Here is a 21300-nt window from a genome sequence, read left to right as displayed (position 1 = left end):
ATGATGATTCAGGGTTTTGAGTACGATGCGTTTGAAAAAGCACTCACAACCTTGGGTGTTGTCGCCAAGACTGATAAAAAGACCCTTCACAAACTCTATCTCTCACTTTCCAAAGAATTTCACCCAGATGCAGCTACTGGTAATACGGCAAAATTTCAAGAAATTAACGATGCATATTGCTTAATCAAAGAATATATGGAAAATTATCGTTTTGATTTTGATGAAGCAGAGTTTAAAAAACAGTATCCATTTTCTAAGAGTGATTGGCTCAGTGGAAGATAAGTTTTAAAACTCAAATACATCCACATAGATTTGCATTTTATGTTGTTTTAGCATCGTTTGTATTTTGTTTTTTAGCTCACTAATATCTTGTTCTATTTCATGCCCTGTGGCATCATCTTTAACATTCATCGAGATAATCAATAAAACTTCATTAGAACCTACAAACATACTTCGTACGGCATTTAAATGAATCAAGATATTTGATTCGGTTTTAATCAGGTTTTTGATCTGTTTGGTTGTTTCTCTATCAAGGCTTTCACCAATGAGCAACTTTTTGAGTTCAATAAATAAAACACTTGAGAGTCCAATAAGCAATGTTCCAATCAGTAATGCCGCAATACCATCAAAAACAGGGTCAACAAAAACCGATAAAACTAATCCTAATGTTAAAATAACCAAACCAATCAGTGCGCCAGTATCTTCAATTAAGACAACTAAAATATGAGAGGATGAGCTATTTTTGATGGTTGAAAACATATCGCTAAATGTGGTATTACTCTCTTTGAGTGCAACTCTTAATGCACTCCCTTCTAGTAAGATCGATAAAATAATTATGCCTAAAATAAGTAAAGGATTTTCAATAGGTTGTGGATTTTGGATGCGATGAAATCCTTCATACACCGAGAACAAACCACCCAGTAAAAAAAGTACAACTGCTACAACAAATGACCAGAAGAAGTTTGCTTTTCCTTGCCCAAAAGAGTGCGCTTCTGACTTGCCTTTTGCCGCTTGACGCTCACCTACCATAACCAATGCTTGATTGCCACAATCGGCGGTACTATGAATGGCTTCTGCCATCATCGAAGCAGAGCCTGTAAAAAATGCTGCTGCACCTTTGGACAGGGCTATGACACCATTGGCAAATAATGCAGCTTTAACACTTTTTGACATTTAAAATCCTTTGAAGACTCATTGTTAGGAAGCGAAATTTTACACGTAAAGATTTTACCTTTACGTGTAAAGAAGTTTTTAGTGTGATAAAAATCGTTGACGAGCGGCTTTGAGAGAGTCTGCAATGAGGAAAGCAAGCTCCAATGCTTGGTTAGCGTTAAGGCGTGGGTCACATTGTGTATGGTAACGGCAAGCGAGGTTTTCTTCGGTGATTTCTTGTGCGCCACCGATGCACTCTGTTACATCTTGACCTGTCATCTCTAAGTGAACGCCGCCAGGGAAAGTACCCTCATCTTCATGCACTTTAAAGAAGCCTTTGACTTCACGCAACACTTCATCAAATGAGCGTGTTTTATAGTTGTTTGACGCTTTGATGGTATTGCCGTGCATCGGATCGATACTCCATAAAACTTCAGCACCCGCTTCTTTGACAGCACGAACCAGTTTTGGGAACTCTTTTTCAATTTTGTCAGCACCCATTCTTACGATGATATTAAGGCGTCCCGCTTCATTTTCAGGATTGAGTTTGTTGATGAGTTTCATCAAGCCTTCAGCTGTCATGGTAGGTCCCGCTTTAATCCCAATAGGATTTTTAACACCTGTGAGGAATTCAACATGAGCATCATCTACATCACGTGTACGATCTCCAATCCAAAGCATGTGTGCTGAACAGTCATACCAGTCATTGGTAATGCTGTCTTGACGTGTGAGTGCTTCTTCGTAGTTCAATAAAAGCGCTTCATGCGAAGTATATACCACTGTTTCGTTGATGTTTGGGGTATTAGCAGAAGTAATGCCACACGCTTCCATAAATGCCAAAGTCTCAGAGATGCGATCACAAAGATGTTGGTAACGTTCCCCTAAAGGACTTTCAGAAACAAAGCCGAGTGTCCACTTATGCACTTGGTGAAGATCGGCTAAACCACCGCGTGAAAAGGCGCGTAAAAGGTTCATTGTCGCAGCAGATTGATTGTAAGCTTTTAGCATACGTTTTGGGTTTGGCATACGAGAATCTTCAGTGAATTCGATGTCATTGATAATATCACCACGGTAACTTGGAAGTGAAATGCCATCAAACTCTTCATAATCGGATGATCTTGGTTTTGCAAACTGCCCTGCAAGACGACCTACTTTAACGATGGGACAGCCACCCGCGAAGGTTAAAACAACTGCCATTTGAAGCATAACTTTAAACATATCACGGATGTTAACTGCATTGAACTCAGCAAAACTCTCCGCACAGTCACCACCTTGAAGTAAAAAGGCTTTACCATGAACAACATCTGCCAATGAAGCTTTGAGTTGTCTCACTTCTCCTGCAAAAACAAGGGGTGGATATTTGCTCAGTTCTTGCTCAACACTATTCAGCATTTCTTGATTGGTATACAATGGTTGTTGCTTAATTGGTTTTTCTCTCCATGATGCACGCGTCCAAGAACTCATAAATGACCCTTAATTGAATTTTACTTATTATAATGATATTGGCTTTAAAGACAATTGAATGGTTATGACCTCTTATGAAGTTTTAAACTGTCCTACAGTTTTGCTCAATGAATTAACATGGTGTGTTACGCTGTCTGAGATCGTTTTAACCTGATGATTGAGATGGGTAAGTTCACGAACTTCGCTACTGATAGCGTTGGCATGGGTCATTGTATTTTTTGAGTCTTCATAGATTTTATAGACATCATCTTTCATCGCTAAAATAACCTCTTTTTGATCCAATAAAATAGCATCAATGCTATGCAATGACTGCGTTGAGATTTCGATGCCTTTATCCACCGTATTGTTAACATTTTGCATACTTGAAAGTGCTTCATTCACATTTTCGTTGATACTATGCACAATGGCTTCGATGCGCACGGTTGCTTTATCGGTCATGTCGGCAAGTTTTCTTACTTCTTCTGCCACAACCGCAAAACCGCGTCCTTGCTCTCCCGCCCTACTTGCTTCAACGGCAGCATTTAACGAGAGTAGATTGGTTTTATCGGTAATATCTTTAATCGTTTCGATCATCGAAGATACTTCTGCAACATTGTGCTCGAGTGTAAAAATAATCTGCGTTGTTTCACCGGCAATGGATTTGATATTGCCGATAGAAGATTCAACATTGCCAAGACTGGTTGCAACTTGGGTTTGGGTTTGGGTTATTTTTTGACTCATGGCATCGGCTTTATCCACAGAGCTTTGGATAGAAGTGTTTTGTGTTTGTATATGTGAAACGATATTTTGAATACTAACCCCAATTTGCTCAATCTTTTTACCTGTTACCACAATGGTATTGGTCAGATGTTGATTCAGATTGAGTAAATTAATGAGTGATGTTTTTGTTTTTTTGAGAATGGTATCAAAAATGTCAATGACACTGTTAATCCAAATAGCCGTACGCCTGTTTTCATCTTTTGCAAATTTAGTAAGGTCTGCACGTTTTGTAATGTCCCCATCCCCTTCAACAAAGCCCTGTAAAAGCGCGCGTAAAGAAGCATATTTAGCAAAAAAATCAGAAAGCTCCTTGCCCATCATCCCTAAGATCATCAAAAGTGATGCTAATGTAATCAGCCCAACCTCTTGTATGCGACTTAAAAATGGCATAAATGTCAATGTCACCATATAACAACTTGGAATAAAAATACCAATTAATAAGCTCATTTTGGCATAGATTTTATGACGAAACTGCATAATGTCATAGACTTCTAAAAGATCGCCCTCACACATCATGCCCCATTTATCTAAACTGTAAGGCAGTGCTACCGTGATACCTTTACCGATAACAGCAATGCCTCGGTAATCAGGATAACCAGGGTATTCACAAAAAAGATTGGTTCCTTTTTTAATGGTGTTAGCAACCCCTGGATGCAAGGCGTTGGTTGCAGGATCATTAAAGACAATTTCGAATTCTGTATGCTGTTTGATAGATATAATCCCTTGTTCTGTATGCACACCCTCTTTTAGGTTCTCGCCAAAGCTAAAGGTGTTGTCTTCAAAACGTGATCGTGAAAGTGCTGTACCTGTTTTAATGTTTTTATTAAAATAAGGCTCGATCATAAAAAGGTAATTATCGCCGGATTCTTTAAAAATGTGTCCTGCTTCTCTTTGAATAAGATCGCTTAGTGTATCGTTTGAAATACGTGCAATCAAAATATGATTTTCACCATTCATTTTAAAACTTTTCATGAATGAGAGTGTTACACGGTCATGAAATGTCGAAGCTTTAGGCTTGAAAAAGAGTGTGTCATCATCGATATAAGGACCAAAGAGGAGGTGTGATGATCCTAATAAAATATAGTCCAGAGCTTCACCCAAAGCACTTTCATCGTAGCGGTACTCTTTAATCACTCTTTTTGCTGAGCTAAAAAGCATCTTTTTCGCACTGTCTAAAATATAATACTCCAAAATCGTTTCACTGAGTTTTTCTTGCTCATTTAATATAGAAAGAACGTCACTCTCCTCTTGTTCTAAAAGAATGGCAGTGTTTTCCACTTCTCGCCATACTTCATTTGCCCATTCAATCATAATACGCTTACGGGTTTGAGCAATTCCATCAAAGGCAGTTTCTACAGCACTGAGCATTGTTTTATTTCTAAGCCACTTTGGCAGAATCATGAATGTATCTTTAAATGACAACAAGGGAAGGCTCCTTCATAGGTTAATTTTGATTAATTTTTAATCATAAGCAATAGATTATTTTAGAACTTTATATATCACAGAAAAAATAGACAGTCTATTTGTGTGACATAAAAGTAATATAGCCCTCGTTAATGAAGCAATCATACTAAAATAAAACTATTATAGTGTCGTATTTTTAAAGCTTTGTATAACTAAAAACACAACGATTTACTATACAAAAAAGATGAAAGTGTTTCAATGTAATTAGTGATTAAAAAATAACCAATCAATATGCAAAAAGTGAATATTGGTAAAAAAAATAGAGATTTTACACACTGTGACATATTGATTAATAAATAGGCAATTTTTTCGCCAAAAAATAAAATTTAGTGTTAGAATTCTCTTCATATCAACTTAGAAAGGAAGATAATGATGTTACATTCTAAACTCGCTAAAATCTCTTTAGCAACGATTACCGTTTTGGGGCTTGGCACAACAGCGCTCAGTGCCGATACTTTAGCAGAGGTTCAAAAACAAGGTTTTGTTAAGTGTGGTGTTGATGGTGGATTACCAGGCTTTTCTGAAGTAGGAAGTGACGGTATCTATAAAGGTATCGATGTTGACCAATGCCGTGCGGTAGCTGCTGCTGTTTTTGGTGATGCCAAAAAAGTAAAATACATTGCCCTTAATGCAAAAGAGCGTTTAACAGCGCTTCAATCAGGCGAGATCGATATGCTCTCACGCAATACAACATGGACAGAGACCAGAGATACTTCTTTGGGGCTAAACTTTACAGGTGTAACGTATTATGATGGGCAAGGCTTTATGGTCACTAAAAAGCTAGGCGTCAAAAGTGCAAAAGAGCTTGATGGTGCTTCAATTTGTCTTCAAACAGGCACAACAACAGAGTTAAATGTAGCGGATTATTTTAGAACAAATAAATTAAAATATAAAATTGTTTCATACGATACCAATGACCAAGTTATTAAAGCGTATGAAAGTGGAAGATGTGATGTTTTAACGTCAGATCAATCACAACTTTACGGTTTGAGAATCAAACTTTTAAAACCTGAAGAATCAATCGTTCTTCCAGAAGTTATCTCAAAAGAACCTTTAGGACCAGTTGTTCGTAAAGGTGATGGAAGATGGTTTGACATCGTTAGATGGGTCTCTTATGCAATGCTCACAGCTGAAGAAGCAGGCGTGAGCAGTAAAAATGTTGATGCAATGCTTAAATCTGACAATCCAGACATCAAGCGTCTTTTAGGTGTTGAAGGTCAAATGGGTGAAAATCTTGGTCTTAAGAAAGATTTTGCGTTTAACGTCATTAAACAAGTGGGTAACTACGGTGAATCATTTGAAAGTACTGTAGGACAAGGCTCACCTCTTAAAATTGCAAGAGGTTACAATGCGCTTTGGAATCATGGTGGATTACAATACGCTCCTCCTTTTAGATAATAGATTATAAACAGACTTATAAGGGCAGAATTTCTGCCCTTAATCTCAAAGCATAAAGGACACGTATGTTAGCACTTTTGAGAAATCAAAAGATTAGAGGGATTCTTTTCCAACTATTGACCGTTATTGGCTTAGTTGCTTTTTTGTGGTATATTGGAAGCAATACCGTTGCCAATATAGAACAAAGAGGGATTCAAACAGGCTTTGGCTTTTTGAACGGAACAGCAGGATTTGGTATTGATCAATCCCCTATCTCTTATACTGAAGAAAATACACATGGACGCGTTTTCATTGTTGGACTTCTTAATACCATTATTATCGCTTTTGTCGGTATTTTATGTGCAACAATTGTAGGACTTATTATCGGTATTTTAAGGCTTTCAAAAAACTGGCTCATTGCAAAACTCGCAAAAGCATATATCGATTTTTTTAGAAATATACCGCTTCTCCTTCAAATACTCTTTTGGTACAACGTGGTTCTACGTGCCATGCCCAGTCCTAAAGAGAGCTATAGTTTTTTTGAGACTGTTTTTATCAACAATCGCGGTCTTTACTTTCCACTTCCTGAATACAATGCAACATTCTTTACGATCCTTGCAAGCCTTTTTGTTGCACTTTTAGCTTCTATAATGCTTAATAGTTGGGCAAATAGACGTAAAGAAGCAACAGGCGAAGATTTAACCGTATTTCCATTTGCGATAGGAATGTTCATTCTTTTCCCAATATTGGCTTACTTTATTGGCGGAGCACACCTTAACTTTAGTTTTCCAGAGCTCAGAGGTTTTAACTTTAAAGGGGGAAAAACACTTTCACCTGAGTTTTTAGCGTTAACCTTTGCTCTAACGATTTATACGGCTACCTTTATTGCAGAAGCTGTACGCTCCGGCATTGAAGCTGTGAGTCATGGCCAAAAAGAAGCGGCTGTTTCTATGGGCTTTAGTCCGTATCAATCTTTAAAATTGGTTGTTTTACCCCAAGCGATTCGTATCGCAATTCCTCCAATTATTAATCAGTATCTTAATCTCATCAAAAACTCCTCTTTGGCAACAGCGGTGGGTTATCCTGAAATTGTTACTGTTTTTGCAGGAACATCCCTAAACCAAGTGGGACAAGCTATTGAGATCATCTCTATGACGATGCTCGTTTATCTCGTCATCAGTTTAGTTGTATCTGCTATACTCAACTGGTTTAACCACAAAATGAAGATTAAGGAGCGTTAAGATGGCAATTTATAACAAAATTAATGAACGAAAAGCTCCTTCTAGCACTAAAGGTCTAACATTTTGGCTCAGAGAAAATCTTTTCTCAACACCTTTAAATGTAGCTTTAACACTCTTAGGTGTTATGGTACTCTTTTGGATTATTCCTCCTTTTGTAAAATGGGCATATATCAATGCTAATTTTGTAGGAACGACACGTGAAGATTGTGTGAGTGGAGGCGCTTGCTGGGTATTTATACGCATGAAGATTGATATGTTTATGTATGGCTTTTATCCCTCAGATCTAAGATGGAGAGTCAATACCATTTATGGACTCTTTTTTGCGTTGGCAGCAGCGTTTAAATATCTTAAGAGCCCATTGGTAAAGATTGCTTTAGCCCATGTCTATTTTATAGTTGGCTTTTTCTTGGTACACGGTGGTTTCTTTGGTATGGAAGCGGTTCCTACTGATAAATGGGGTGGATTAATGCTCACCATTATGGTAGCAGCTGTTGGTATTGTCGCAGCATTTCCACTCGGTGTTCTGTTAGCCTTTGGTCGTGCTTCACATTTACCGATTATTAAAAGTATCAGTGTGACGTACATTGAATTTATTCGTGGTGTTCCACTCATTACCATTCTTTTTATGTCATCGATCATTTTGCCTCTCTTCTTTCCTGAGGGAATGACATTTGATAAATTGCTTCGAGCACTTATTGGTATTGCGATGTTTGAAGCAGCGTATATTGCTGAAAATATTCGTGGTGGATTACAATCAATCCCCAAAGGACAATATGAAGCTGCTGATGCTATTGGGCTTTCGTACTGGCAGAAGATGTTTTTAGTCATTCTCCCTCAAGCCCTAAAAGTGGCTATTCCTAACCTTGTGGGTGTTTCCATCGCCCTTTTCCAAGATACCACATTGGTACTTATCATTGGGCTCTTTGACTTACTGGCAATGGTACGTTTAAGTGCTGCTGATTCATACTGGTTGGGTTATGAAACAGAAGGCTATGTGTTTGTTACCTTTATTTTTTGGTTCTTTTGTTACTCGATGTCTAACTTTAGCCAAAAGCTTGAAAAACGATTTAATACCAATTTGAGATAGGATAGAAGATGAAAGATAGAAAAGAAATCATAGAAATTAAAAACTTAAACAAATGGTATGGTGATTTCCACGTCTTAAAAGACATCAACCTTACAATCAATAAAGGTGAAATCATCGTTGTGTGTGGACCATCAGGTTCTGGTAAATCAACCCTTATTCGTTGTATCAACTACCTTGAGCAGTTTCAAGAAGGACAGATTATTGTTGATGGCATTGAACTTGTGAATGATGTTAAAAAGATCAAAGCGATTCGTGAAGAAGTGGCAATGGTGTTCCAACACTTTAACCTCTTCCCACACTTAACGATTTTGGATAACCTTACTTTAGCACCTGTTTGGGTTCGAAAAATGCCACGTAAAGAAGCTGAAGCGATGGCTATGAAGTATTTGGAACGTGTTGGTATTGCTAACCAAGCACACAAATACCCAAATCAACTCTCAGGCGGACAACAACAACGTGTGGCAATTGCACGTAGTTTGTGTAAAAACCCTAAGATTATGCTCTTTGATGAGCCAACTTCGGCACTTGACCCTGAAATGGTTGCCGAAGTTTTGGATGTTATGATAGAATTAGCACGCGAAGATAAAACGATGGTGTGTGTAACCCACGAAATGGGCTTTGCAAAAAAAGTGGCCGATAGAATCATCTTTATGGATGCTGGTCAAATTGTCGAAGAAAACACACCTGAAGAGTTTTTCCAAAATCCTGAGTCAGATCGACTTAAACTCTTTTTGGAGCAAATCTTATCGCACTGATTTTGTTTTACATGTAAGGATAAGAAATGATGGAACAATTGATTCCTGTTCTGATGATAGTTGCGATGGTTGCGTTTGTTTTGGTTAAGCAAATAGGCAAGTTAACGAGTAAACTTGATACCTTTGCTGACCAAAACTCCTATGAACGTTATGCCAAATTTTCTGCAATCATTCAAGAAAACGTACGCGCAATCAAACAGAGCCTTGATAGTTCTAAATCACCCAGTGAGCGCCCTTTCAAACTTTTGGAAGGGAAAAATGAGGAAGAAGCGCTTGAGTTACTTTCTAATTTTATTCGCAAATTGGTCTTTTTTGAGACAATGATGGCAAAAAAGAAGAGTTCAACGGAGATCGAAGCCGATCTTTTTGAACTCTTAAGTAATTTAGATGTTTTTCTCAAAGAGTATTGTGTCGATGGTGAAGCACTTTCAGATGCTCTACGTGAGACACTTTTAGAAGCCTATGAACAACTCGATTAAATCAAAGTGAGGCTTAACCTCACTTTGATTTTTTAAACCTCTTCTGTAAACAGATACCCTGCTGCTTTTAAAAGTCCACGGATGGATTCTTGATGTTCAGCACCTTTGGTTTCAAGCATAATCGTAATCTGAGCATCACCATAAGAGAGCTTGGTTGAAAAGCGGTCATAGTCAATTTGAATAATATTGGCATTAGCATTTTTAAATAAGTCAGTCAGGCGCATCAGTGACCCCGGCTTATCGATAAGTGTGATGACCAACTTCATTTTACGGTGCGATTTAATCAAACCTTTTTCGATGATAACAGAAAGCATTTGCACATCGATGTTACCACCACTCAAAACTGCGCCTATTTTCATATCTTTAGTAAAAGCAAATTTTTGTTGCATAATGGCTGCGACACTCGCCGCCCCTCCACCTTCAACAACAAGTTTTTGACGCTCAAGCAAGAACAAAATAGCTGCAGCGATCTCTTCATCATCTACCGTAACCACTTCATCGACACACTCTAAGATATGCGCTAAATTAGACTCACTTACATCACGTACAGCGATACCATCGGCGATAGTACGGACACTTTTAGAGTTGATCGCTTTTTTAGCGTAAAATGACTCGTACATAGCGGGAGCACCGCCTGCGTTAACACCAATCACTCTAATTTTTGGGTCTATCTGCTTGATGGCTGAACTCATACCGCTAATGAGCCCTCCTCCGCCTATTGGAACAACAATGATGTCAAGGTCATTGATTTCATCAATCATCTCTAATGCAACTGTTCCTTGCCCTGCAATGACAACATCATCTTCAAAGGGATGAATAAAGGTAAGTCCATGTTCTTTTGCATAGGTCAGTGCATAAGCGTACGCTTCATCGTAATTATCACCGCTTAATATGACTTCTGCCCCAAGTGCTTTTGTTCCAGTAACTTTTAGAAGAGGCGTTGCTTCTGGCATAATGATGGTTGCGTTAATGCCAAAACTACGTGCACTGTACGCTACACCTTGTGCGTGGTTACCTGCACTTGCAGCAATAACACCTTTTGCACGTTCTTCTTTCGTCAAAGAGGCTATTTTGTTATAGGCACCTCTAAGTTTATACGCACCCGTTATTTGGAGGTTTTCTTTTTTAAGAAACACTTGTGCGCCCACTTCTTCACTTAAATGTGGAGCTAATACACAAGGGGTTTTTGTAACAACATTGCTGAGTTGTCGTTTTGCTTTTACTATTTCACTAAGAGCTATCATTATTTCATTAACCTTTCATATTCTACTTTGGTACATCGATTTTGTACAGCAATGATGCCGTTTTCCTGTGCTTTAGCACAGGCTTGATTATTGATGATGCCCAGTTGTAACCAAAAGACTTTCACGTCACCTTTTTTTAAAACTTCCTCGATTAAACTATCGGCGATTTCAGGTTTACGAAACATATCTACCATATCCACTGTTTCAGGAATATCTAAAAGACTTCGGTAGACTTTTTCACCTAAAATCATCTCTTCTTTAGGATAAATCGGATAAATTTTAAACCCACGTTCTTGCAAGTAACGTGCCACTTTATGGCTATCTTTGGTTGGATCAGGAGATAGTCCAATAATGGCAATACTCTTACACATCGAAAAAATGTCTTTAATGCCTGCATCACCAGGCATGCTAATATTTGAAATGTCGCATTCCATTATTGCTCCTTTAAAAAATTTAAACGTGGAGTATATCACAGACTATCTTTTGTCGCGATTATCCATTGGCTTTTGGTCTATGAATCTGTTATAATCAATTCGTTTACATTTAAGGAGGAAGAATGTTTTTTTTGAATCAAATCAAGATTAAAACAAAGGGATGGATGCTAGCCCTTGGAACTTTGTGTGGGTTTATGGCAAATATCGTTTTGGTGGCATTTTTATTGACAGGTAACGAGCGACTCATTTTGATTGCGGGCTCATTTTTCGGGATGATCTTTTTCTTCGTTTTTACACGTGTTATGGTGATCAGCATGACCAATTCAATCGATGCTTTATCCTCTATCACGCTTGACCTTGCAAAAGGAAGTGGTGATCTTACCAAGCGAATTGTTATCAATTCCAAAGATGAGATTGCAGATTTATCACAAAATATCAATCAATTCATTGAAAAAATCCATTCCACCGTTGTTGTATCAACAAAGTCTTCTCAAGAAAGTGCTGAGATGGCACGTCAATTTTCCACTATTTCGCATGAAGTAGACAAGCGCATGGCTGAAGAGCGTGATTTTGTTAAAAGAACAAAAGATCTAGGCGATGCCATGAAAGTCGTTTTAGAACAAGCCACACTCAATGCTTCTCAAACCAGTCATGACATTTTAAACGCATCCGAAACATTAAATGTAAGTGCTAAAGAGATCAAACTTTTAGTAGAAGATATTCAAAAAGCTTCAGAAGTTGAATCGCATACCGCAGAGCGTCTACAACAACTCAGTAACGATGCTAACCAAGTCAAAAATGTTTTAACTGTTATCTCTGATATAGCAGATCAAACTAATCTTTTAGCGCTTAATGCAGCCATAGAAGCAGCACGTGCAGGTGAACATGGACGTGGATTTGCCGTTGTTGCCGATGAAGTACGCAATCTAGCAGAACGTACACAAAAGAGCCTTACAGAGATTAATGCAACCATCAATGTCATTGTTCAAAATATTATAGATGCCAGTGGTCAGATGAGTGAAAACTACCAATTTATCGAGAAAATTGCGAATAATTCTGAAGATGTTGAAGAGAAAATAAGCAATACAGAAGCCGTTATTAAACAAGCTTCTGATGCATCTCGTTTGGCATCCGAAGTATCACAAAAACTTTCGGTCAATACCACAAACATTATTCAAAACATTGGACAGATTTATGAGTCTTCACTGCAAAACAGTGGTGATGTTAAAAATCTCAATACCTCTTCTGAAGAGCTTTTAAATCTCTCTAAGGCACTTGCTTCTAAGCTAGAGCTTTTTAAAATCTAACCTTTCTAAATTGAAAGGTTAGATACGTTTTAAAATAACGCCAGACTCCAAATGCTCTGTATTTGGGAATTGATCAAACAGAGCAAAATGGAGAATGGCGTACTTCTTCGTTAAAACTTCCAAATCACGCTTAAGTGTTTCAGGATTACACGAAATGTAGATGATGTTCTCAAACTGTGAGATAAACTCTAAACTAGCTTCATCCATGCCTGCGCGAGGTGGGTCAACAAAGACATGACTAAAACGATAATCTTCTAAATTAATGCCCTTTAAACGATTGTATTCGCGCTCTTTTTTAAGTGCGGAAGTGAGTTCTTCAGCACTCATGCGCAAAAAAGTTATAGTGTCTATGTCGTTAAGCTCGCAGTTTTGAAGTGCCGAAGTGATAGATGTTTTCGAAATCTCAGTTGCTAAAACCTTTTTAAATTTTCCAGCCATAGGAATCGTAAAATTTCCATAACCGCAGTAAAGTTCTAACAAATCTTCACAGTTTTCAAGATGACGTAAAACCCAACTAATCATCTTTTGATTCATCGCTCGGTTAGGCTGCGAAAAACCACCCTCAATAATGTGGTAACGATACATTTTACCAGCGATATCAAAACGATCTTCGACAAAATCTTGACTCAAAATACGTTTAATACCCCTACTTCGTCCAATGACAAAAACACCAAACATCTCCTCTAATTTCCTAGCTTCCTTATCCCACTCTTCCTTAAGCGGTTTATGGTAAATAAGTGTGACTAAAAGGTGTTCAGAAGAAGCTAGAAATTCAATAGCAAAAATCTTTTCTCGAAGGATGAGCGAACTCTCAATCTGTTTTAAAAGCTTAGGCATAATGTCATAAATTTTCATCTCGACTTTAGGGCATGTTTCAATACAAACAGCACCCTTTTTATCAACTGCACCCATAGCATAACTGATTGTATCGCCCTCTTTCCAAATACGAAATTCAGAGCGTCCACGGTAGTGTTCTGAGGGTGATGTGAAGAAGTCAAACTCTTTTACATGTAAAGGTGCAAACAGTGTACGCATAGCCTCTTGTTTATGCGCACACTGCGCGTTATAGTCCAGTGTGTAAAGCGTACAACTACCACATTTCCCAAAATACGAACACTCCATTAATTTCCTTTTTTAGTTAGAGCTCTTACCGAACTCTTCTTAATACACTTTCAAAGCCAAGCTTCTCAAGCTACGTTAAACACTGAGTTTTCTTTGTCAGAAAGCCCACACCTTCGGTACTTTTAATATTTTATGTAAAATTATATGTATTATAAAATGAGCGTCGATAAGAGACCGATTAATGCACCAAAAAATCCACCCCAAACAACCAACCAGCCTAAATGATCTTTAATAAAATTCTGAACAATCTCTTTCACCATCTGTGGGGTCAGTTCATTGAGCCTTGCATCAATCATTTGTTCAATCGTAATTAACATATCATCAGTAAGTGATGAATTTTGTATACTTTGTGCTACTTTTTGTTGAAATACATTACTTTCACTGATTTCAAGGATTGAATCTTTCAGTTTCTCACTAAAAGGTGCTCGAAGCCCTTCTAATGCGCTAGCGCCTCCAAACATACCGAGCATTCCACCAAATGATGACTCCATTACCGTTTTAGTCAGCGCATCAAAGGCAGGTGAAAAGTCTACTTCAGCAATGATAGGCGTTAAATCAAACGTTTTTTCCTCTTTTTCAAAAAATGCATCAAGTTGCTCTTTTGTAAAAAACTGATCCATCATCAAATTTTTGATAGATGCTTTAAATGCCTCAAATTGTAGCTGAATGACTCCACTACCATACAAAAAAGGTACTTTTTCAAACAACATATGAATGGCAATTTGATTGGTAATGGCACCTGAAAAGGCAAAAAGACCTGTCAATAATGACCAGTGTGCATAAGGCTCTGGTAACACAAATGCAATCGCAATAAATCCAACACTGATGATGTCCGTCCACCAACTTTTATCAATTTTCATTTTATCTCCTTAAAAAAATTGCCATTATACTGTGGCATGTTTTAACTGGCGTTTATTGGGTTTTAAAGTGCCCTCTTTTTGCTCTTCTTGCGGTACATAATTTTCACGCAAAAATGAAGGCATTTTTCGCCCACGTACGGTCATTATGTCATCAATCAACATCGCTTTAATGCTCTCTTCATCATGCCCCATCTCTTCACAAAGATAACGAAAAATGAGTTGTGCTAAACGATCGAGTGAAATCTGCCATGTAGATTCTGTTTGCGCATAAAGCCATTCGCTAAAAGCATAAAAGCCGTTGTACACTTTGCCCTCTTGCCATAACAATGCTGCACTTCTTTTAAAATTGCCGCTATTATAGACCATGTCCCAAAAGCGGGCAAAGCGTTTCATCTTTTGCATCTCTTTGAAAGGAATCAGTCTATTTTGCAAAATGTCATAAGGCGGCTTATTTGAATAGACCATACCATAGATCTCATCATGTCTTGAAATCGTTGTTCCCGAGAGCTTTTTGAGGATGCCAATTTGAATTTCACACTGCGTGAGGGAGTAGAGCTTGTCTAAATTGCGCCCAAAGCCCTCCAGACTTTCTCCTGGTAAACCAATGATGAGATCAACATGCAAGTGTGCATGGGTTTGTTGTTGTAAGAAGGCAAGGTTTTCTTCAATTTTAGGAATATTTAAACGTCTGTGAATATTTTTAGAAATCTCAGGATCAAGCGTTTGAATGCCAACTTCTAGTTGCAAAGCTGCTGGAGGGAATTTGGCAATTTTTTCACGAAGTACTGCTGGAAAATGGTCTGGTATGACTTCAAAATGTACAAAATACTCTTCTGTCTTAGAGAGGAAAAAGTCCAAAAGTTTCGTTGCATTTTCAATGCTGAGATTAAACGTTCTATCAATAAACTTGAAATTGCGAACTCCTCGCTGCCACAGCTTTTCAAGTTCGCCTATGAAACGCTCTATCTCGATGTCACGTACTTTTTTATCGGCAGAAGAGAGGCAAAACTCACACGTAAATGGACACCCACGGCTGGCTTCCACATAACAGTAACGGTTTTTGATGTCGTGGTCTGTATAGTAGTCATAAGGAAGTTTAATGGCGCTTAGATTGACCATAGGCGATTTGATGATGCGTTCACTTGAAGTTTTGCCATCAAGAAGTTTTTTACACAATGCATAAAAAGCAATATCCCCCTCTCCTTGAATGATGTAATCCGCTCCGCTAAAATCAACGCGATGTGGAAAATGACTCGCTTCAGGACCACCAAGAACAATGAGAATATGAGGGGCTACTTTTTTAAGAATGGCTATAAGTTCTTGCACCTCCAAAGCATTCCAAATGTACGCTCCAATACCTACAATTTTTGGCTGATAACTAAGAATTTCTTCTGCTGCATCTACGACTTGAGAGTTAATGACAAATTCAAGTATTTTTGCTTTTTCTTGAAGCTCTTCGAGATTGGCAAAGAGATAGCGTTGTGCGATGGAAGTATGGGTATAACGTGCATTAAAAGTTGTTAAGAGAATTTCTTTCATGAAGTACCATTATTGGGATTTAAAAACGATTGCAAATAGCTGTAAATATATGTGTTAATTATAATAAAACTTTTTGGAGATCTTGGTTAAAATCAAAATTCTTAAATGGATCGGGGTGTAGCGCAGCCTGGCTAGCGCGCTACCTTGGGGTGGTAGAGGTCGCAGGTTCAAGTCCTGTCACTCCGACCATTTTTCTTTACCACAACCACGAAAGTGGGATTTTATCTCGAAATGTATGAAAGTAATACGAGGGTGTTAGCCCTGTAAACTTTTTAAACTCTTTAATAAAATGAGTCTGATCAAAATAGTCACATTGATATGCTACAGAGACTAATTTAAGATGATTATCTCCTTGCAAAATGGCATGATTCATAAACCTTAATGTTTTGATAAAACGCGCGTTATTTTGAATGTGCTTAAAAGATTCACCAAAAATTTCAAGATACTGTTTTTGAATCCAGCGTTCACTATACCCACATTCTTTAGATAAAGTTTTTAAAGTTGGAAAGGTGTGTCCTTCCAAAAGATAGGGGTAAATATTTGTTTGATGCGAAGATTTTTTCGATAATTTTGCTATAAAATAACGCTCGAAAACATCAATCATCCCTTCACTCGAATCCATAGCCGCTAGCTCTTCAAAAAGTAATTCGCCCTCTTTCCTACCCCAGATATCATTGACACTCATAGTTTCATATTTGATTTCAAAAGGAGAAATTCCAAACACTTCATATAAAACATGCGGGTAGAGTGTTACTTTAAAACTTTTGACCAACCTTTTAGAAGACGAACTTTCTTTTTGAAAAAAATCCATCCATGTGCCAATGCCACTTTTTACATAGGTCCCTTTGTCAATAGTGAGTTGCACACTGCCTTCTTCAACAACTTCGTTAAGGCTTCCATAAAAATCAAATACAAACTGTGTCATAAAAGAGGGGAAAAATCGCGTAATATACTGCTCTGTCGAGTCTTCTACTTCACTGATAATAGAGACATAGGAATGGATATAAGGCAAAAGAGCTGGATTTTTGGGAAATGCTTTTGTGTAATCACCCTGAGGCGGCATTCCCGTATCTAAAAACATTTTATTCCTTCAATCAATTCAAAACAATTATCGAATTATATACTAAAAACGCGACTATCGTTTATTCGTTTTTTTACTATAAAAATGCGTCACTATGCTCTACAATTTCGCCATTAACATTACAATGGAGATTTACTATATGAAAAATAAGTTTATTTTATTGCTATCTGTTTTACTCACTCATTTATATGCAACAGATGATCCATCAGTGCAAGTAGGTGTTGGAGTCACAACGAGTACAAGCCCTTACAAAGGCGTTTCAAGTGTTACAATGCCCCTACCCGATATTGAGCTTACTTACAAAAGCGCTTTTATTGAAGGTATCAATATGGGATATAACTTTTATGATACCAAAACGTTACAAGTTGGAGTTATCCTCCTTCCTGTACTTGCAGGCTATAAAGGTAAAGATAGTAATGAGTTAAAAGGTATGGACAATCGTAATATGTCCTTAGAAGGCGGTCTTCGAATGAAATACAATTTTGAAAATAGCTTTTTAAGCGGTACTGTTTCGCGTGATGTCAGTGGTACAACGGACGGCTATACTGTCAATGCTGCGTATAACTACACACTTTTTGAGACAGAAAATTCAGGTTTGTCTCTCTATGCGGGTGCCGAATACCTCAGTGATAAGAAAAGCAATTATTACTACGGTGTCAAAGCGAAAGAGGCAAACTTTGCACGTCCAAGTTACCATGCAGACGGTGCACTCAATCCTTTCATTGGCTTAACACAAATCTTTGCCTTTAGCGAAACATGGTCAATCATTGCAAATGTCGAATACAAGAGATTTGACAGTACCATTTATAAAAGCCCTATTGTAGATGATAAGTACCAAGTGGCTGGATACTTGTCTATCATGTATACATTCTTACCGTAAGATACGTTATTTTCTCTCCTAAAAAAGTCCACTAGCTTTTATTGTGGACTTTTTCACCATTACAGGTAATCCTTTTTTTATAGCGTCCTTAATTCTATTTTGTGCTACCATAGGGGTAACTTTTCTTATGGGAGGTTATTATGCGCTACATTCGTTTCTTCAATGAACTTCACCTTACTGATATTCCCCTTGTAGGCGGTAAAAATGCCAGCCTTGGTGAGATGTATCAAAAACTTTCGACTAAAGGCATTCACATACCCAATGGTTTTGCCACAACCAGCGAAGCGTATCATCTATTACTCAAAGAAAATGGCATTAAAGAGAACATAGAAACGCTTTTAGAAGGTCTTGACATCTCCGATACCCAAAGTTTACAAAAACGTGGCGCTGCGATTCGTGAGCTTATCTTAGCGTCAACACTTCCTGATGATCTTACCAAAGAGCTCTTAAGTGCCTATCATATGCTCTCCAAAGAATACAGTGTAGAAGCCACTGATGTTGCGGTGCGCTCTTCAGGAACAGCTGAAGATCTGCCTGATGCGAGTTTTGCAGGGCAACAAGAGACATTTTTAAACATTAACGCCCCAGAAAAACTCCTACAAAGTGTTAAGCAATGCTATGCATCTTTATTTACAGATCGCGCTATTAGTTACCGCAGTAGTCGTGGATTTGACCACTTTAAAGTAGCACTTTCTGTTGGTGTTCAAAAAATGGTACGAAGTGACAAAGCCAGTAGTGGCATTATGTTTACAATCGACACCGAAAGTGGTTCACAAAATCTTATTTTGATTAATGCTATCTGGGGATTGGGTGAAAATGTTGTCAGCGGTCGAGTCAATGCCGATGAGTTTTTTGTTTTTAAACCAACCCTAAAACAAGGGCTAAAAACAATTTTAAAACGCTCATTAGGCAGTAAAAAAGAGAAGATGCTTTACAATGATGCAACACATACCATGAATGTACCTACAAGCATAGAAGAGCAAAATAGTTTTTCGATCAGTGATGAAGAAGTGATGATTTTAGCGAATCAAGCACTGATCATTGAATCATATTATAAACGCCCGATGGATATAGAGTGGGCAAAAGATGGACATGATGGCAAGCTCTACATCGTTCAAGCACGACCAGAAACGGTACAAAGCAAGCTACAAAACAATATTTCCATCGAAAAATACACACTAACGAAGAGCCAAAATCTAAAACTGATTACGTCTGGTCGTGCTGTCGGTGATAAAATAGGCAGTGGCGAAGTCAAAGTCATCCACAACACCTCAGAATTTGCTCTTTTTAAAGCAGGTGATGTTTTAGTAGCCGATACAACCAATCCCGATTGGGAACCCATCATGAAAAAAGCTTCGGCAGTTGTGACAAATCGTGGTAGCCGAACGTGTCATGCTGCCATTGTTGCACGAGAAATTGGCGTTCCAGCTGTTGTTGGGTGTGGCAATGCCACTGAACTGCTTCATAACGCTCAAAAAGTAACGGTGAGTTGCGCTGAGGGCGATGAAGGCTATATCTATGAAGGTGAAATTGCCTTTACGTGCAAAACTATAGACTTTAATGCTCTCAAAAATACGAAGACCAAACTGATGATGAATGTAGGGAATCCTGCAGAAGCTTTTAATTTTGCCAAAATGCCCAATGATGGCGTAGGACTAGCACGTATGGAGTTTATTATGACGCACTCCATTAATGCCCATCCTATGGCACTTGTAAATATGCACAAAGGAAATGCTGTCCAAGAGGAAGAAGCGATTCGCACTTTTATGTCTCCGTATACTGATGCAAAAGAGTTTTTTTTGCAAAAGATTAGTGAAGGAGTTGGTATGATTGCGGCGGCATTTTATCCCAAACCTGTCATCATCCGTACGAGTGATTTTAAAAGCAACGAATACCGAAATATGCTTGGTGGGCTCTCCTTCGAAGCAGAAGAAGAAAACCCTATGATAGGCTTTCGTGGTGCAAGTAGATACTATGATGAAAGCTATAAAGAGGCATTTGCATGGGAATGTGAGGCACTTAAACGTGTGCGTGACGATATGGGGCTTACCAATGTCATCATTATGATCCCTTTTGTGCGCACACCTGAAGAAGGACAAAAAGTTATTGACATCATGAATGTACAGGGGTTAGTTCAAGGTAAAAATGAGCTAAAAATTTATGCAATGTGTGAAATACCCGCAAATGTCATTATTGCAGATCAGTTTTTAAATATTTTTGATGGCTATTCAATCGGCTCAAACGACCTTACTCAGCTTATTTTAGGAGTCGATAGGGAAAGTGGATTGATTGCACATATCTTCAATGAACGAAATCCTGCAGTCACAATAATGCTAAAAATGGCAATAGACGCGTGTAAGCAACACAATAAATACATCGGTATTTGTGGGCAAGCACCATCAGATTACCCTGAAATTACAGAGTTTTTAGTTAAAAATGGAATCGATTCGATCTCACTCAATCCTGATTCACTCTATAAAATGCATCATGTGGTTGAAAGTATAGAAGAAAAACTTACTTAGTTTTGGTGTGCTAAAAAAGACTCTTCATGATTAATGAGTCTTTTTTCTATCTCATCACTGGTCGCTTCACGCACACCAATGACCGTTCCATCAAAAATAATGGTTACACCAGAAAGTGGATGGTTGGCATCTAAAATAACACGATCTTCAAGTATCTCGATCACCGTATACGTCAGCATAATCTCATCGTCTTGCTCTTCACCAAAGACCATTTCTACATTTTGTCCGACTTCGATGTCATGTTCAAACATACTACGCTCTTCAATCAATACAAACTCTTGCTTATACTCTCCAAATGCCTCTTTTGGGGAAAGTTGAATATGAATACTCTCTCCAACACTTTTACCCTCTAATGCTTTTTCTATTTTTCCAAAAATATCGCCGTATCCGCCATGCAGATAAACCAGAGGAGTTGCTCCGCTATCCAACAGATTATTTTCAATATCAAAAACAGTATAGTCAAGTGTCACAAGGCAGTTTTTTTGTACAATCAAAAGAGTCCTTAGCTATAAAAAAGTAAAAGCCACTCTTAA

At 38.1% G+C, this 21300-nt stretch carries 19 protein-coding genes and 1 tRNA gene; 10 read left to right on the top strand and 10 right to left on the bottom strand.

Going from position 1 to position 21300, the window contains the following annotated elements:
- Positions 1-3 precede the first annotated feature (3 nt).
- Positions 4-282, top strand: coding sequence for a DnaJ domain-containing protein (locus V7Q04_RS06695; RefSeq protein ID WP_333804174.1), 279 nt, complete (start codon positions 4-6; stop codon positions 280-282).
- Positions 283-285: 3 nt separating this feature from the next.
- On the opposite strand, the gene V7Q04_RS06690 is transcribed toward V7Q04_RS06695, so the two are convergent.
- From V7Q04_RS06690 to V7Q04_RS06680, 3 genes are all read right to left on the bottom strand, one after another.
- Entirely contained in the window at positions 286-1173 is an 888-nt protein-coding gene (locus tag V7Q04_RS06690) for a cation diffusion facilitator family transporter (protein WP_333804173.1), read from the bottom strand.
- 78 nt (positions 1174-1251) lie between these two features.
- Positions 1252-2616 (bottom strand): class II 3-deoxy-7-phosphoheptulonate synthase, encoded by a 1365-nt coding sequence (locus V7Q04_RS06685; RefSeq protein ID WP_333804171.1) that lies wholly within the window; start codon positions 2614-2616, stop codon positions 1252-1254.
- Between the two features lie 72 nt (positions 2617-2688).
- Complete coding sequence (locus tag V7Q04_RS06680) at positions 2689-4776, bottom strand: methyl-accepting chemotaxis protein (protein ID WP_333804170.1); 2088 nt, start codon at positions 4774-4776, stop codon at positions 2689-2691.
- A gap of 432 nt (positions 4777-5208) precedes the next feature.
- On the opposite strand from V7Q04_RS06680, the gene V7Q04_RS06675 reads away from it, so the two are divergent.
- The 5 genes from V7Q04_RS06675 to V7Q04_RS06655 all read left to right on the top strand — a co-directional run bounded on the left by V7Q04_RS06675 (position 5209) and on the right by V7Q04_RS06655 (position 9778).
- On the top strand, positions 5209-6237 hold the full coding sequence (locus V7Q04_RS06675) for an amino acid ABC transporter substrate-binding protein (RefSeq protein ID WP_333804169.1): 1029 nt from the start codon (positions 5209-5211) through the stop codon (positions 6235-6237).
- A 65-nt stretch (positions 6238-6302) separates the two neighbouring features.
- Complete coding sequence (locus V7Q04_RS06670; RefSeq protein WP_333804168.1) at positions 6303-7457, top strand: amino acid ABC transporter permease; 1155 nt, start codon at positions 6303-6305, stop codon at positions 7455-7457.
- A gap of 1 nt (position 7458) precedes the next feature.
- Positions 7459-8544, top strand: a complete 1086-nt coding sequence (locus V7Q04_RS06665) for an amino acid ABC transporter permease (RefSeq protein ID WP_333804167.1) — start codon at positions 7459-7461, stop codon at positions 8542-8544.
- Between the two features lie 8 nt (positions 8545-8552).
- Entirely contained in the window at positions 8553-9299 is a 747-nt protein-coding gene (locus V7Q04_RS06660; RefSeq protein WP_041957597.1) for an amino acid ABC transporter ATP-binding protein, read from the top strand.
- A gap of 26 nt (positions 9300-9325) precedes the next feature.
- Entirely contained in the window at positions 9326-9778 is a 453-nt protein-coding gene (locus tag V7Q04_RS06655; protein WP_333804164.1) for a hypothetical protein, read from the top strand.
- A gap of 32 nt (positions 9779-9810) precedes the next feature.
- Here V7Q04_RS06655 and ilvA read toward each other — a convergent pair whose 3' ends face one another.
- Entirely contained in the window at positions 9811-11022 is a 1212-nt protein-coding gene (gene ilvA / locus V7Q04_RS06650; protein ID WP_333804163.1) for a threonine ammonia-lyase, read from the bottom strand.
- Positions 11022-11456, bottom strand: a complete 435-nt coding sequence (locus V7Q04_RS06645; RefSeq protein ID WP_333804162.1) for a CoA-binding protein — start codon at positions 11454-11456, stop codon at positions 11022-11024. Before V7Q04_RS06645 ends, ilvA begins: the two co-directional genes overlap by 1 nt.
- Positions 11457-11578: 122 nt before the next feature.
- Here V7Q04_RS06645 and V7Q04_RS06640 point away from each other — a divergent pair, with 122 nt between their 5' ends.
- Complete coding sequence (locus V7Q04_RS06640; RefSeq protein ID WP_333804161.1) at positions 11579-12763, top strand: methyl-accepting chemotaxis protein; 1185 nt, start codon at positions 11579-11581, stop codon at positions 12761-12763.
- An 18-nt stretch (positions 12764-12781) separates the two neighbouring features.
- Here the strand turns inward: V7Q04_RS06640 and trmA are convergent, their stop codons facing one another.
- The 3 genes from trmA to V7Q04_RS06625 all read right to left on the bottom strand — a co-directional run bounded on the left by trmA (position 12782) and on the right by V7Q04_RS06625 (position 16284).
- On the bottom strand, positions 12782-13885 hold the full coding sequence (trmA, locus tag V7Q04_RS06635) for a tRNA (uridine(54)-C5)-methyltransferase TrmA (protein WP_333804160.1): 1104 nt from the start codon (positions 13883-13885) through the stop codon (positions 12782-12784).
- Positions 13886-14034: 149 nt separating this feature from the next.
- Positions 14035-14745, bottom strand: coding sequence for a DUF445 domain-containing protein (locus V7Q04_RS06630; protein ID WP_333804159.1), 711 nt, complete (start codon positions 14743-14745; stop codon positions 14035-14037).
- Positions 14746-14769: 24 nt separating this feature from the next.
- Positions 14770-16284, bottom strand: coding sequence for a B12-binding domain-containing radical SAM protein (locus V7Q04_RS06625; protein ID WP_333804158.1), 1515 nt, complete (start codon positions 16282-16284; stop codon positions 14770-14772).
- A gap of 111 nt (positions 16285-16395) precedes the next feature.
- Between V7Q04_RS06625 and V7Q04_RS06620 the strand changes: the two genes are divergently transcribed.
- Positions 16396-16473 (top strand) — tRNA-Pro (locus V7Q04_RS06620).
- 7 nt (positions 16474-16480) lie between these two features.
- Here V7Q04_RS06620 and V7Q04_RS06615 read toward each other — a convergent pair.
- The gene (locus tag V7Q04_RS06615; RefSeq protein ID WP_333804157.1) at positions 16481-17365 is read right to left on the bottom strand and encodes a helix-turn-helix domain-containing protein; all 885 of its coding nucleotides are present in this window, start codon (positions 17363-17365) and stop codon (positions 16481-16483) included.
- 139 nt (positions 17366-17504) lie between these two features.
- Here V7Q04_RS06615 and V7Q04_RS06610 point away from each other — a divergent pair, with 139 nt between their 5' ends.
- Together V7Q04_RS06610 and ppsA are read left to right on the top strand one after the other, a co-directional pair.
- Complete coding sequence (locus V7Q04_RS06610; protein WP_333804156.1) at positions 17505-18245, top strand: MipA/OmpV family protein; 741 nt, start codon at positions 17505-17507, stop codon at positions 18243-18245.
- Between the two features lie 140 nt (positions 18246-18385).
- Positions 18386-20767 (top strand): phosphoenolpyruvate synthase, encoded by a 2382-nt coding sequence (gene ppsA / locus V7Q04_RS06605; RefSeq protein WP_333804154.1) that lies wholly within the window; start codon positions 18386-18388, stop codon positions 20765-20767.
- Here the strand turns inward: ppsA and V7Q04_RS06600 are convergent.
- A complete protein-coding gene (locus V7Q04_RS06600) occupies positions 20764-21261 on the bottom strand; it encodes an FKBP-type peptidyl-prolyl cis-trans isomerase (protein ID WP_333804153.1) in 498 nt (165 codons plus the stop codon). The genes ppsA and V7Q04_RS06600 overlap by 4 nt on opposite strands.
- Between the last annotated feature and the right edge of the window lie 39 nt (positions 21262-21300).

Origin of the sequence: Sulfurospirillum sp., from assembly GCF_036802865.1 — a bacterium.
Classification (GTDB): Bacteria; Campylobacterota; Campylobacteria; order Campylobacterales; family Sulfurospirillaceae; genus Sulfurospirillum.
The sequence above is the reverse complement of the archived record's forward strand: the minus strand, read 5'-3'. Positions and strand labels throughout refer to the sequence as shown.